Below are 12,915 nucleotides of genomic sequence, written 5' to 3' on the forward strand. Positions count from 1 at the left end.
GTAAGTTGTATATGCGTTAGAGCCCGATTTTTTATATTTTTCGGTTGCTAGCGCGCTGTGCCTGTTGCCGGTCATAGCGGGCCAGTTCACTGTGCTCACGTGCCTGCCCGTGCACCCGGCCAGGGGCTTGGATGTCGCGCAGCAGGTGGTTGTCCAGTTCGCCCAAAGGCGCTGCAGCGGGCGGGTAGCGGCGGGTGCCGCGCTGCCATAGCCGGGCCAACAGATCGGCGGCGTTGCGCCAGGCCAGGGGGCGGTTGAATGCAAGGGTGGTGGAGCTCATGGCAGGCAATGAAATGGATTGCTGGTAAGCATATCCGTCCAAATCACGGGATAAAAGCGCTCATTTCTGCCAAGCTTGGTTGGTTATACTTACCAGCATGCCCCGTATTCCCCTGCAAACCCTGCCCACCTTCCGCGCTGTGGCCACGCTGTCCAACCTGCGCGCGGCGGGCGAGCAGCTGCACCTCACGCACAGTGCTGTCAGCCAGCAAATCCGTTTGCTGGAGGAGCAACTGGGCTTTTTGCTGTTTGACCGGCGGGGCCGCCGCGTGGTGCTCAACGCCGCCGGGGCCGCGCTGCTGCAAGCGGTAGAGCCTGCGCTGGCCCAGATTGACGAAGGCATGCGCGCCGCCGCCGTGGCCTCCACCGGCACCGACCAGCGCTTGCGCATCACCGTGTCGCCCTCGTTTGCCCAGCACTGGCTGATGCCCCGCATGGCGCACTGGCGGGCTTTGCACCCCGGCATCGCGGTCGAATTGCACACCTCGCAGCAGGCGATGGATCTGCCCCGCGAAGGCTTCCACGCAGCGGTGCGCCAGGGCAAAGGCCCGTGGCGCGGCCTGGAAGGCAGCCGCCTGATTGACTCCCAGCAGGTGGTGGTGGCCAGCCCGGCCATGGCCGCGCGCCTGGCAGGCAGCGACCCGACCGCCTGGCTGCACGAGCCCTTGCTGGGCACCAGCGAGTGCTGGGAGGCGTGGTTTGCGCTGGCGGGTCACCCGTGCCGCATCCAGCCCGTGGCGGTTTTCAACGACATGGGGCTGATGCTGCAGGCTGCCGAGCAGGGCCTGGGCATCGCGCTGGGCCGGGAGCTGGTGGCCGCCGACGCGCTGCGTGCCGGGTGGTTGGTGCAGCTGTCGCCCCTGGCCTTGGCCACCGAGGCGTACGACGCGTACTGGCTGGTCTACCCCCCGGAGCACCGGGACTGGCCGCCGCTGCTGGCGTTCCGGGAATGGTTGCAGTCGGAGTTGCAGATCGCCGCCAGCCTGTTGGCTCAGGCTCGGTTGATTGCTATTTAATTAATAGCTAGCAGCGTAGGGTATACCTACGCTAGCGGCCTGTTTTGCTTAAATTTCAGGCGTGTGGGCTGCGCTGGTTCACGCCATCATCTCGGCCAATTGCGCCCGCAAGGCCGCGTTTTCAGCCGTCAGCTCGGCCACGGTTTGCTTCAGGCGGGCGATGATGCCTTCGGGCGAATCGGGTTCGGTGCGCTCTACGGCCTTGGCGGCGCGTACCTGGCGGGCGGCCTGTTGCAGCTCTTTCTTGCCCCCGGCGGCGGCGGCCAACTGCGCTTCAGCGGGTAGCGAGGCCACGGTGGCCGCGGTGTTGATGGAGATGGTGCCGGACTTCACCGCCGCCACCAGTTCGGGCGTGGCCGACTTCTGGATCTTCTCGATCTGCGTGAAGGTGCTGTTGCTGATGCGCGCCGACTTGGCCAGCGCCTCGCGGGTCAGCGCGGGCTCGGCGGCGGGGGCGGCTGCAGCTGACGTGGCGGACTCTTCCCACGGCGCGGTGGTGCTGGCCGGGGCTTCGGTTTTGGCAGGCTGTTCGCGCCCGGCCAGGATGTCTTTTTTGCGCAGCGCCAGCACACCGCGCTGGAAGTCCGACACGCTGCGCCGCCCCAGGTGCTGGTCGATCATCCACAGGTGCACATCGTCCAGCGTTTGGAAAGCGGTGTTCTGCACGGTGTTGAACGGGATCTTGTGCGTGCTGCAAATGCCGTAGCGGTTGTGTCCGTCCACCAGCACATCGCCCCACAGCACTAGCGCATCGCGGCAGCCCTCGGCCAGGATGCTGCGCTCCAGCGCGGCGTGCTCGTCGGGTGTGAGCGGGTCGATGTAAGCCAGCAAGTCGTCGTTAACCGTAATGTTCATTTTGGGAGGAAGGGAAAAGTAGGCAAGGAAAGGGGCGCGATTGTAGAAGCCGCCAGAACGTGATATTTGCCCAGGGTATTTGTTACTTTTGTGAAACAATTGCGCTGCAGCCAAACCCGCATTCATGCAATTTGGCTGCCGCAGTCAGCGAGGCGGCTTCTTTGAAGCGAATCTGACAAGGGCAAACCTGGCGAAAGCCGGGGACGCAAAGCCACCGGGCTTCGGTGCTGCACACCAGCACCATGCTAGCGGGGTTACCGGACAGGGTTACGTCAAACTCCATTCTGTCCGCTGCCGCCCTTTTGTTTTTGACATTAAAAGGTGACGACATGCTGGTATCTACCCCCTTATCCCGTTCTGTTGCACGCACCGCCGCGGGCAGCCTGTCGGTGCTGGCCCTGCTGGCGCTCAGCGCTTGCGGCGGCGGATCTTCTTCGGACGTGGCCGCCACATCCTCTGCGCAAACGCTGGACGCAGTCGCGCTGCTGGCCGATGTGCCGACCGAAGTTTTGCCCACCTTCCACATGGCACCGGTGGACATCAGCGACCCGTCGCTGGTGCCCAGCGATACCGATGCAGTGCGCACCGAAGCGGTGTTGCCCGCCATGGAAGGCCTGGCCACGGCCCGCCTGCTGCCCCAGACCGTAGCCACCGAGTCGGTGGAAGCCCGGCGGCTGCTGGCGAGCACCCCGGCATCGCAAATGAGCGCGCGTGCCGCCTCGGTGGTCACCGTTTACACCCCGGCCCAGATCCGCGCCGCCTACAAATTGCCCGCCGTATCGGCTGCGGGAGTGGTCTCTACCGCTGCCGCCCGTGCGGCACTGGGTGCGGGCCAAACCATCTACCTGGTGGACGCGTACCACAACCCGAATGCCTTTGCCGACCTGAACAACTACAACGCCCGCCTGAACCTACCCACCTGCACCAGCGTGGCGATCTCGCCCACAGCGGCACTGCCCCTGGCCGCCGCCAGCCCCACCGCGGGTTGCACCTTCAGCGTGGTGTACGCCGCCGCCACCTCAGGCCGCACCTCGGTGGCACCGGCTTACAACGCCGGCTGGGCGGCCGAAATCGCGATGGACGTGGAGTCGGCCCACGCCATCGCGCCGTTGGCCCGCATCATTCTGGTCGAAGCTACGTCCGCATCGCTGTCGGCCCTGGCCAACGCCATCACGGTGGCCAACACCATGGGTTCTGGCGTGGTCAGCATGAGTTTTGGTGCCGGTGAAGGCAACTGGACTGCCTCGGTAGACAGCCTGTTCCAGGGCAAGGGCATGCAGTACACCGCCTCCACCGGCGACTCGGGCGCTGCGGTCAACTGGCCCGCCGTGTCCACCAAGGTGCTGGCCACTGGCGGCACATCGCTGAGCTTCAATGGCAGCACCCGCACCGAAACCGTGTGGTCGGGCACCGGTGGCGGCACCAGCGCCTACACCGCCGTGCCCGCCTACCAGACGGCCTTGTCCAAAACCATCACCAAGCGACGCGTGGCCGACGTGTCATCTGATTCCGATCCCTACACCGGCCAGTACGTGGGCATCACGGTGCCGGGCGGTGCGTTTGGCTTCATGTCCGGCGGCGGAACCAGCATTGCCGCACCCGAGTGGGCCGCCTTGCTGGCCATCGCCAGCGCCCAGCGTGCCCTGGTCAATCTGCCGGTGCTGACCAGCGTGCACAACGCCCTGTACCTGAACCTGCTGCCCAACGCCAGTTCTTACAGCCAGGCTTTTCTGGACGTGACCACCGGCGCCAACGGTAGCTGCACCACCTGCAAAGCCACTGCGGGCTACGATGCCAGCACCGGTCTGGGCAGCCCGAATGGAGGCGCTTTGCTGGCTTTGCTAAGCACCATCAAACAGTAGATTCCCACTCCTGGAGAGCCCGCAGTGCTTTAGGTGCTGCGGGCTTTTGTGCGTCTGGAGGCTAAAACACCTCGTCCCCGGTAGGCTCAAAGTGCGGCACCGCGTTCATCTGGTGGCGCAGCTTCGACAGCTCGTAGTACATCCGCCGCCGTGCCCGGCTCTGGTTGCCCAGCGGGCGGTGCTCGGCAATGCTGTGCCAGGGGTTGTACGACAGGCGCTTGGCGAATTCCATTTGCGCGGGCGTGTTGAATTGCTGCTGCGGAATGCGCAGGGTGGCGGCGGAGATGCGGGGGGACAGGCGCTCGGGCCAGAGCACACCGGCGTTCTCGATGGGCATCAAATGCGGGTCTGTTTGCACCTGCAGGCGCACGTCCAGCTCCACATCGCCCGCGGCCAGCTTTGCCTCCATGGCGTTGCGCAGGTAGTCGTCGGGCGGGCGCAGCGGCAGGCGGGGGATGGGGGTGCGGTGTTTGCTTGTGGGCCAGAACGAATACTGCATGGCCTGGCCCTCGCCCAGCAGGTAGGGCACACAGCTGAAGTACGGTGCTTCCAGCGGGCTGCTTTGGGTTTTGGTCCACAGGCCTTGCATCACCATGTCCAGAAAATGCGGGCGGTGCAGGTTGAGAAAGTAGAAGATCTGCGCGTTTTTCAGGCTCTCTTTTTGCAGCTGGGCATTGGCCATCACGTCGGGGGTGACGAAGGTGGGCGGCGACACGCCGAACATGTCCTGGGTGAAGCGTTCCTCGTCCATCAGCTTGGGGCCGGGCACGTCCATGAGTTTGACGCTGATGCTCATGAAGCCCACGTCGTCGATGTCGGGTGTGACGTAGGGGCCAGGGCCGGAGAAGCGTACCCAGGCCGGGTAGCTGCGCGGGGTGGCGTAAATGCCGTGGCGCAGGTGGGCGGGCAGGTCGGGGTGGACGATGAACTCGGCGCGCACGATGCCCTGGGTTTTGGTGTTGCCGCCGCGCTCGAAGCCGCCAGGTTTCCACAGCGCGCGCATTTGTTCCTGGAAGCTTTGGATGATGGAATCCACACAGGCTTCCTCGCCCGGCAGGATGCGTTCCTCTGCCAGTTGCAGGCCCTCGTTGGTGCGCTGGGCGTTGATGAGGGCGGTGGTCAGGCGGGTCAGCGGCTCCAGCAAAAGTGCCTCGAAGGCCGGGCGCAGAAACGGGTCGAAGCGGCGCTCCAGCTGGATGAGTGCCAGCGAGGTGTCGGAAAACCAGTTGCGCAGCGTAGAGCCGGTGTTGGCGCGGGGCACCGGGCGGCTGGTGTTGGAATTCATGCTGTTCCTAAATACCGCAGGGCGCGGATGCCGGGTAGGAAGAAATAGGCCCCGCCGCGCACGGTGACGAACTGCGGCAGGCCGCTGAGGCGCTGGTCGGGCCCGCTGGGCTGGGGGATGGAAAAGTCGTCTTGCGCGGGCTCGCGGATGCCCACCAGCGGGTCGGTTTCGCCGTGCAGCCCGGCAAACTGCGGCGCGTTGAGCCAGGCGGCCTGCACAAATTCAAACTGGCGGGCGATGTTGGCACCCAGGCAGACAAAGTACAGGCCGGTGTCGGTGCCGCGGTACTCGCGCCCCCGGCGCAGCAGGCGGTGGAAGCGGGTGGAGGCCACGCGGTCCTGGGCCAGGGCCGGGGCATCGAAGCCCAGGGTGCGGGTCAGCCAGCCGATGAAACCGGGCTCGCCGGGCGGCAGATCGGCGGTGCGCGGGTTGGCGCGGCGCACGTGGGCGCCCAGCGGGCAGCGGGTGCCACGCGGGTCGGCGGCGTAGGTGAAGCCGTTGGGGTCGCCTGGGGGGGCATCGGCCAGCGGCCTGCCGTCCAGCTTGCGGCCCACCAGGGTGGCGGCCAGGGTTTCGCGGGTGGCTGTGTGCTGTTCGGCCACACCGTCCAGCCAATGCCAGAAGCCTTGCACGTCTTGCTCCAACTGGCGCAGCACTAGGTAGCTGCCGTTGCGGCCCAGGTCGGCGCGGTCGGGGGTTTCTTCGGCGTGGGGCAGTGCGCCATGGGGCGGCAGCAGCGGTCGGTCGGTGTAGCCGCCGTATTCATTGGGGTAGCCCAGCAGGGTTTCGCCCAGGCAGCTGAGGTTGCTGTAGGTGGCGTGCTCGGCATCCACGGCGGGGCGGGTGCGGTCCCAGTCCAGCGTGGGCTGGGAGATGCCGTCCTTGAAGCCAAAGGGCTCCGCCTCGCCCAGGTCGGCGCAGGGCAGGCGGGTCAGCAGCGCAAAGCCCACCGCATAGTCGGCTTCGATCTGGGCCTGCCACGCCGCCAGCTGGCCGGGCAGGGCGTACAGCATCAGCAGCACATGCGGGATGTGCGCGCCCGTGCCCCACTGCCACTGGCTGGGCGCGTTGGCCCCCACATCGCCCAGGCGGCGGGCGCGGCTGGCATCGGTGCCCATGCCGCCGATGAATTCGCTGGAGAACCCGGCCACGGTGTCCTCGGCCACGCCCAGGGCACGCAGGCCTTCGCTGGTCAGGGCTAGCTGCAGCACGGTGGCGGGCGGTGGATCGGCGGTGGCGGCGCTGGTGACAGGGGCGGTGGCGAGCCAGGCGCGGGCGGCCGGGGCATCGTGCACTTGCAGCAGCAGGAAGCAGGCCTCCACATGGTGCTTGTAGCCAAAGCGGACGATGCCCTGGATGTCGTCGAATTCAGGATTCATAGCAACCTCAGCCAGTCTTGCAGCTCTGCGTCGGTGGGCGCGGGGTTTTCCAGCCCGGCGCGGATGCGCTGGTTGCGCTGCAGGTCGGCCAGGGTCAGGCCGGGGTAGGCCTTGTACCAAACCTGGGTGGGAATCTGGTGGCGGCGTTGGTAGTATTTGAACGGCTGCTCGTGCCGCGCGCCGCCCAGGATCAGCCAGTCGGTGCGCGGCCAGCCAATGCCGTTGCCAAACACCAGGTTCAGGCCCCAGGCCACCTTGTTGATGAAGTCGTCCATGTAGCCCTGGTGGCTGCCGTCGTAGTTGCTGGTGAAGACCACGCGGCTTTTGTCGTCCAAAAAGGCCCAGCGGGCGAAATGGATGGTCTGCACCCGCGCCAGGTGGCCCCGGATGAACACGTGGCGGCAGGCGTAGTCGATTAGCACCAGCAGCACCGTCACCAGCCCGCGCCGGAACCGCCCCGGCTTGACCGGGCCGAGCGCGGTGTACTGGTTGCTCACGTCAAAGTCTTCCATGTCTTGCAGTTCTTGCAGCGCCTTCGGGTCGGGGCGCGGGCAGAGCACGGGGTCGGTGGTTTCGCGGCGGCGCAGCGCGTAGATAAGCCAGGGCAGCAACAGGATCACAAACGGCAGCAGTACCAGGCCCGCCAGCGGCACGCCCAGCAGGTGAACCAGATTGCGGATCTGCCAGCCCAGTGGCGTGGGAGCGGACGGGCTCAGGCTGAGGCGGCCTGCGGCGACCTCGGTTTCTACAAAATGGCGCAGGTACTGGTGGGTGCGCCGTGCATCGGCTTCCACACTGCGCGGCACCTGGTCGGACAAGGTCTGCTGCAGGGCGGCTTCTTCGCGGATCTGCTGCACGCTGCGGCCCCGCCAGTTTATGTAAGTGGCGGCCAGCGGGCGGTCGTGCGCAAGCATCCAGGCGGTGAGGTCTTTGCCTTGGGCAAAGCCTTCGCAGTGGGCAAAGATGCGGCTCAGCCCTTGCCCCGCACTCTGGGCCATCAGGTCCAAACACGCGCGCGCCGACCCGTCGCAATCGCCCATGAAGGCCAGGTAGGTGGGCAGGCGCGGGCGCGGCAGGCCCAGGGTGGTGAGGTCGGCTTGCAGGGCATCGTCGAGCAGCACAAAGCGGGCAAAGTGCAGCTGCGTGAACAGGCCAAACGGCAGCAGCGGGTTGTGCGGGTTGGCCGTGCCGGGCTGGGTGTTCATGCTGGCCAGCAGCGCCCGCAGATCGGCCTCGCGGCCCGCAGCCAGCGGCGCAACGACCATGAAGTGCGACTGGGGAAGCATGATTTTTAGGCCAATTTTTAAGTATTAAATTGGCTACTAGCGTATATTTAATATACGCTAGTAGCTATTAAAATGTTAGTTAAAAACTGTAGCGTGGCTAGAACTGCAAACAGAAGTCGATCAGCCGCTCTTTGCCCCAGTACACCTTGCCCAGGTAGAAGCCGGGGCCAATCAGGCGGATTTCGTCGCGGATGTAGTGGGCCAGCACCGAGGTGTCGGAATAGTCCAATACGATGCATTCCTTGCCGTCCAGCCAGCTGGCATCCTTGTACACACGGGCCACCACGGCCTCGATGCCGAAGGGCAGCACCTTGTTTTTGAGAAAGCCCTTTTGCGCATCGAACACTTTGCCCTGCCAGCCGAAGTGGTTGATGATGGACGCGATGCTCTGGGTGTATTTGGTACCGGGCGCGATGATGGCCGTGCCCTCGGCCCCGCCATCGGGGATATCGCCTGCCGGGCTGGCGCGGAACAGGTCGTCCAGCTCGGTTTGGCTCATTGCCAGCAGTTGCGGTACATCGTAGGCCATGGTTTTCTCCTGGTTAGGTCTGAAGAATTGCATCCGCTGCCTTCTCACCCACCATGTAGACGGCGGCGGCGATGAAGAAGCCGGGGATGCGCGGGAACACCGATGCGTCTACCACCCGCAGGCCACGCGTGCCGTGGACGCGGAAGGCGCTGTCGAGGACCTCGCCGATGGCGCAAGAGCCACAGGCGTGGTGGCCCCAGGCGGTGTTGCGCACGTAGTCGGCCAGTTCGGCATCGCTTTGCACGCTGGAGCCGGGTGTGCATTCTTCGGCGATCAGGCCACTGGCCAGTAACGGGGCGGTGAGGCGGCGCACGGCGCGGATGGCCTGCACCACGGCCTGCAGGTCGGTGCCTGCTGCGTCGCTGCCTTCTTCAAAATAACGGAAGTTGACCAGCGGGGTGTCCAGCGGGTCGGCTGAGCGCAGCGTGACCGTGCCGGCTCGGTTCAGCGTGTGGGCCTTCAGGATGGCCCAGGTCAGGCTGTCGGCATGTTGGCGGATCTGCTCCGAGAAGCCCGGCGCGTAGCCTTCAAACTGGGCGGGCAGGGCCATGCAGAAGATGTCGGGCTCGGGCAGGTTCGGGCTGGACTTTTCGATCAGGCCCAGCATGGCTCCGCTGGCGGCGTACATGCCCGAGCGCGCGTTCTTCCAGCGCTCCCACACCGGGTCGCCGCGTTCAAACCGCGCCTCTTGTAGCCCCAGCCAGGGCTGGCGCATGCGGTGGGTGAGGGCGACCTCGTAGCGGTCTTGCAGGTTGCGGCCCACGCCTGGCAGGTCTATCCGCACCGGAATACCGTGGGCGCGCAGCGTGGAAGCGGGGCCGATGCCAGAGAGCATTAGCAGCTGCGGGGTGTTGAAGCTGCCGCCGCACAGAACCACTTCCCGGCCAGCCTGCACCTGCCGGGTGATACCCGCTGCCGCACTGGGCGCGGGATGGGCACGGTACAGGCGCTGGCCTTTGCGGTATTCGACCCCGCAGGCCGCACCCTCGGCATTGAACAGCACGCGGGTGGCCAGGGCGTGCAGCTCGATGTGCAGGCGGTCGGGGTGTTTTTCGCGCACTTGCAGCAGGCGCTCGCGTGCCCCCATGCGGCTGTGCCGGGCGGTGCTCATCGGCGTGTAACACAGGCCCTCAAAGCTGTCACCACCCCAGGGCCGGGCGTTGGGGTCGCCGCGCACCCGCAGCCAGCGCAACAGGCTGCGCAGCGGGGTGGGCAGGCTGTGGGTGAAGTTGTGCGCGGTGCGGGCCAGCAGGTCCACCAGCTGTGCGTCTTCCAGGGCTTCGGGCGGTACCGAGCGCTCGGTGTGCAGCCAGCCGTGCCAGCCGTGGCCGCTGGGGTCCAGGCCCAGGCGCTGCAGGGCGCGCCAAATGGGGCGGTACTGGCAGGACTCCAGCCGGGCAAAGTAGCGCTGCATGTGGGTGGCGCGCCAGCTGGCATCGCCGGTGAGGTCGGCGATGTGGTTCCAGTCGGAGTCGTGCGGGCGCATGAAGACCATGGCGTTGTGCGCGGTGCAGCCGCCCAGCCCGGCGGCGCGCGGGTACAGCACGCCCTGGCGGGCAGCGCTGTATTTGGGGTCGCGCGCCTGCCGGGCCTCGTCGGCGTAGTGGCGCACTTGGAAGTTCCAGGCCATGGCTTCGTTCTCACAGGCAAAGGCGTGGAAGCCGGGTACGTCGTAGTCGTCGGGCAGGCGCGGGCTTTTCTCCAGCCGCGGGTCGCCACCCGCTTCCAGCACACAGACGCGCTGGCCCGCCTCTACCAGCCGGGCGGCCAGGGTGCCACCGCCTGCGCCCGTTCCCACGATGATGGTGTCCCATGGTTGGCCTTCAGAAATGGGCATGGAGTTAAAAGGTTTTGAGGAAGGCGATCAGCGCGCGCTTGTCGTCGTCGCTCAGCACGGGTTCGGTGCCAAAGGCTTTTTCGTCGGCGCTCAGGCCTTCTTGCTGGTTGAACTCTGCCGTGCCGAAGTAGTGGCCGCGGTTGACCACGAAGTCGGGGCATTTGCTCAGGCGCATCAGCGGTGCGCGCAGGTTGGCAAACTTCTCACGCAGCTGCGGGTCGGTGGCATCTTTGGGTGCGGTGAGCAGGTCGGCCTGCAGCTTGACGAGCACCTCGCCCACATCGCGTGCATGGGCGGCTTTGTCACTGAACTTGTCGCTCTCTGCCTGGAGTTTGAGGTTGGAGATCAGGCTGACCGGCATGCCCTGGGGGATGGGGCCCAGCGTGATGTCGCCCCCCAGCGACGGAAACCAGCGGTGCAGCCAGCTGCGCAAGGGCTGCAGCACCTCGGGCACAAAACCGGCGGGCACGATGATTTCGCTGCGCTGGTCGGTGCGGTCGATGGTGCCGGGTACTTTGCTGCCCAGGATGCTGTCGTGGACCCGCTGTTCGGGCCACAGCATCTGGTTGATCGACGCATCAAACACCTGCATGCGCCCGGCCACCGACGGGTCGCCGTTGAACGGCCCCACGGTGTTGTTCAGCAAATACGGCGCGGTGGACCACAGGCTGATCAGCGACGGCACGCGGGTGTAGCCGCGCCCGCCTGCTGGCATGGCGTAGGGCACGTTGGACCCGGTGAACGGGTCGCTCAGGGTAACGGTGCCCACGCTGGGTAACTGCTTGTAGGCGGTGGACGAAAAGTTGTCCCAGATATTGCCGGCCAGCGCATTGGTGGCTAGCGGGCTGCAGACGTTGGTGCGCAGCAGGGTGGCGGGGATGCGCGCCTCGGTAGACAGGTAGTTGCCCTTTAAAAAGTCAGGGGCCTGCACGATCTGGCGCATCAGCTTTTTGTAGCCGTCCGTCTGGGTCCAGCCCCAGTAGGCCTTGAAGCAGCCCAGGTAGCCGCCGCCTGCGCACTGCTGCGGCTCCAGGCCCAGCTCGGGCGGGGGCGTGGGGGTTTTGCTGGAATGGCAGCGGGCACAGGTGTCGGCAAATACCTGTTTGCCGTGGTCCAGCGTGGCGGTGTCGGCTTGCAGGTAGGCAGCGCCGCCGGGCGCGTTTTGCAGGTAATCGGGTTGGGCGGCCTTGAGGAAGAACAGGGCGGTGTTGGGCGTGCCCGCCTCGGTGGCCTGCCAGTAGCCGGAGTTCTTTTGCGCCGTGGCGATGGGGATGGGCGTGATGGCCTTACCGCCCACCACCGGGTTGAAGTGCAGCATCCATTCCTCGCTGAACAGGCCGATGTTCAGGTACACCCGGTTCAGCGCGCCCAGCAGGCCGACCGAGTCGGAGCCGTCTTTGAGCACATGGGGCACGCGGGCGATGTGGGTGGCGGGGTCATAGAACTCGGTCAGCGGGCCGCTGGTGATGAAGCCGTTGAACTGTTTGTTGTCGCGCTCGCCGCCGTTCAGCGGCTCGTGCCAGAGCTGTTTGCCCTGGGCCATGCGCTCGGCAAAGCTGTACACCGCGTTCATGGTGCGCGGGTTGTTGATGCTGTCGGTGGAAATCAGCGAGGTGTCCATCGCCCCCGGCCGGAAGCTGTGGGCCAGCTGGTACATGTAGTTGCGCTGGCCCTCGGGCTTGTTGGCGTTGTGGATGAACAGCCGGTCTACCCACATGTACTGCGCGCCCACCGAGGAGCTGAGGTTGGCGAACGCGGGGGCGTTGGGGTCCTGCGGCGGGTTCACCGGGCTGGGGCCGACGTGGCAAAACCCGCAGGACATGCCGACGCGGTACGGGCGCACCAGGTCTTGCCGGTTGTAGTATTTTTCGTCGGTGTAGTAACGCTCGGCATCCCATTCCTGGGCGGCTTTGGCATCGAAGGCTGGGTTGGGGAACAGGCGCAGACCCATGATGCCGGTGGCTTCACCGTAGAACGAGCCGGTGGGCAGGGTGGTGCCCCGTGCGCCCAGTGCCACGCCGGGGTATTTGCGGGCGTTTTCAAAAGGGTCGGGGGCGCAGCCCTTGCCGCGTGCATCCAGCCACAGGCCTTGGTGGGCGGGGTCGGGGCCGGTGGCCTTGTCAAAGCAGGGTTCGTTGACCAGGCCCAGGTACTCCCAGCGGTTGGCCCGCGAATAGCCCTGGCTGGGGTGGGAGCTGATGATTTTCAGCAGGTCGAACGCGCCAAAGGTGTCGCGGGTCAGCTTGTCCCACATGCGGTCGTTGCCGCCGCTCCAGACCAGCCACATATTGCGTCCGGCCACCTCTTGCGGGGTCAATGCCAGGGCACCGTCCATGTCGTGGAAATAGTCCTCTGCCGCGTGGGTGAAGCTGCTGCCGTCACGCCCCGCCTGTTTGGCTTCGTCCAGCACCTTGCCCGCTTCGGGGGCCTGGGCGCTGGTGGACAGGCCTGTCAGCAGCAGGCAGCCCAGGAACAGCGCTGCCCCGCGTGCAGTGTGCTGCAGGGCCCAGCGTGGTGTGGTGGGCTTGAGCGTGTGTGCCATAGCGTTCCCCCGGTTGCAGGCCAACATTGCGCCTTTTGGAGCCCG

10 protein-coding genes and 1 riboswitch are annotated in these 12,915 nt (G+C 66.0%); of the genes, 2 read left to right on the forward strand and 8 right to left on the reverse strand.

Going from position 1 to position 12,915, the window contains the following annotated elements; all coding sequences use genetic code 11:
* Positions 1-31: 31 nt before the first annotated feature.
* Positions 32-280: a hypothetical protein gene (locus tag Q0T48_RS00395; protein WP_295950801.1), complete on the reverse strand. Its 249-nt coding sequence runs from the start codon at positions 278-280 to the stop codon at positions 32-34.
* 85 nt (positions 281-365) lie between these two features.
* Here Q0T48_RS00395 and Q0T48_RS00400 point away from each other — a divergent pair, with 85 nt between their 5' ends.
* A complete protein-coding gene (locus tag Q0T48_RS00400; RefSeq protein ID WP_295950937.1) occupies positions 366-1,295 on the forward strand; it encodes a LysR substrate-binding domain-containing protein in 930 nt (309 codons plus the stop codon).
* A 78-nt stretch (positions 1,296-1,373) separates the two neighbouring features.
* Here Q0T48_RS00400 and Q0T48_RS00405 read toward each other — a convergent pair whose 3' ends face one another.
* On the reverse strand, positions 1,374-2,150 hold the full coding sequence (locus Q0T48_RS00405; RefSeq protein ID WP_295950804.1) for a hypothetical protein: 777 nt from the start codon (positions 2,148-2,150) through the stop codon (positions 1,374-1,376).
* A gap of 170 nt (positions 2,151-2,320) precedes the next feature.
* Positions 2,321-2,412: riboswitch (cyclic di-GMP riboswitch) on the forward strand.
* A gap of 67 nt (positions 2,413-2,479) precedes the next feature.
* Here Q0T48_RS00405 and Q0T48_RS00410 point away from each other — a divergent pair.
* A complete protein-coding gene (locus tag Q0T48_RS00410) occupies positions 2,480-4,012 on the forward strand; it encodes a S53 family peptidase (RefSeq protein WP_295950805.1) in 1,533 nt (510 codons plus the stop codon).
* 61 nt (positions 4,013-4,073) lie between these two features.
* Here Q0T48_RS00410 and Q0T48_RS00415 read toward each other — a convergent pair whose 3' ends face one another.
* From Q0T48_RS00415 to Q0T48_RS00440, 6 genes are all read right to left on the reverse strand, one after another.
* Complete coding sequence (locus tag Q0T48_RS00415; RefSeq protein WP_295950807.1) at positions 4,074-5,297, reverse strand: hypothetical protein; 1,224 nt, start codon at positions 5,295-5,297, stop codon at positions 4,074-4,076.
* Positions 5,294-6,676 carry a hypothetical protein gene (locus Q0T48_RS00420; RefSeq protein ID WP_295950809.1) on the reverse strand — a complete coding sequence of 461 codons (1,383 nt, stop codon included), beginning with the start codon at positions 6,674-6,676 and terminating at the stop codon, positions 5,294-5,296. The genes Q0T48_RS00415 and Q0T48_RS00420 overlap by 4 nt, the downstream gene beginning before the upstream one ends.
* Positions 6,673-7,962 carry a hypothetical protein gene (locus Q0T48_RS00425; RefSeq protein ID WP_295950810.1) on the reverse strand — a complete coding sequence of 430 codons (1,290 nt, stop codon included), beginning with the start codon at positions 7,960-7,962 and terminating at the stop codon, positions 6,673-6,675. The genes Q0T48_RS00420 and Q0T48_RS00425 overlap by 4 nt, the downstream gene beginning before the upstream one ends.
* Before the next feature lie 97 nt (positions 7,963-8,059).
* Complete coding sequence (locus Q0T48_RS00430) at positions 8,060-8,491, reverse strand: hypothetical protein (RefSeq protein ID WP_295950812.1); 432 nt, start codon at positions 8,489-8,491, stop codon at positions 8,060-8,062.
* Positions 8,492-8,504: 13 nt separating this feature from the next.
* Positions 8,505-10,328, reverse strand: coding sequence for a GMC oxidoreductase (locus Q0T48_RS00435; RefSeq protein ID WP_295950814.1), 1,824 nt, complete (start codon positions 10,326-10,328; stop codon positions 8,505-8,507).
* 4 nt (positions 10,329-10,332) lie between these two features.
* Positions 10,333-12,870: a hypothetical protein gene (locus Q0T48_RS00440; RefSeq protein WP_295950816.1), complete on the reverse strand. Its 2,538-nt coding sequence runs from the start codon at positions 12,868-12,870 to the stop codon at positions 10,333-10,335.
* Positions 12,871-12,915 lie beyond the last annotated feature (45 nt).

Origin of the sequence: Rhodoferax sp., from assembly GCF_025354435.1 — a bacterium.
GTDB lineage: Bacteria > Pseudomonadota > Gammaproteobacteria > Burkholderiales > Burkholderiaceae_C > Rhodoferax_B.

Coding starts and splice junctions, on each gene's coding strand:
- Q0T48_RS00410 (WP_295950805.1), top strand. CDS start 2,480: ATGCTGGTATCTACCCCCTTATCCCGTTCTGTTGCACGCACCGCCGCG.
- Q0T48_RS00405 (WP_295950804.1), bottom strand. CDS start 2,150: ATGAACATTACGGTTAACGACGACTTGCTGGCTTACATCGACCCGCTC.
- Q0T48_RS00435 (WP_295950814.1), bottom strand. CDS start 10,328: ATGCCCATTTCTGAAGGCCAACCATGGGACACCATCATCGTGGGAACG.
- Q0T48_RS00420 (WP_295950809.1), bottom strand. CDS start 6,676: ATGAATCCTGAATTCGACGACATCCAGGGCATCGTCCGCTTTGGCTAC.
- Q0T48_RS00395 (WP_295950801.1), bottom strand. CDS start 280: ATGAGCTCCACCACCCTTGCATTCAACCGCCCCCTGGCCTGGCGCAAC.
- Q0T48_RS00425 (WP_295950810.1), bottom strand. CDS start 7,962: ATGCTTCCCCAGTCGCACTTCATGGTCGTTGCGCCGCTGGCTGCGGGC.
- Q0T48_RS00430 (WP_295950812.1), bottom strand. CDS start 8,491: ATGGCCTACGATGTACCGCAACTGCTGGCAATGAGCCAAACCGAGCTG.
- Q0T48_RS00440 (WP_295950816.1), bottom strand. CDS start 12,870: ATGGCACACACGCTCAAGCCCACCACACCACGCTGGGCCCTGCAGCAC.
- Q0T48_RS00415 (WP_295950807.1), bottom strand. CDS start 5,297: ATGAATTCCAACACCAGCCGCCCGGTGCCCCGCGCCAACACCGGCTCT.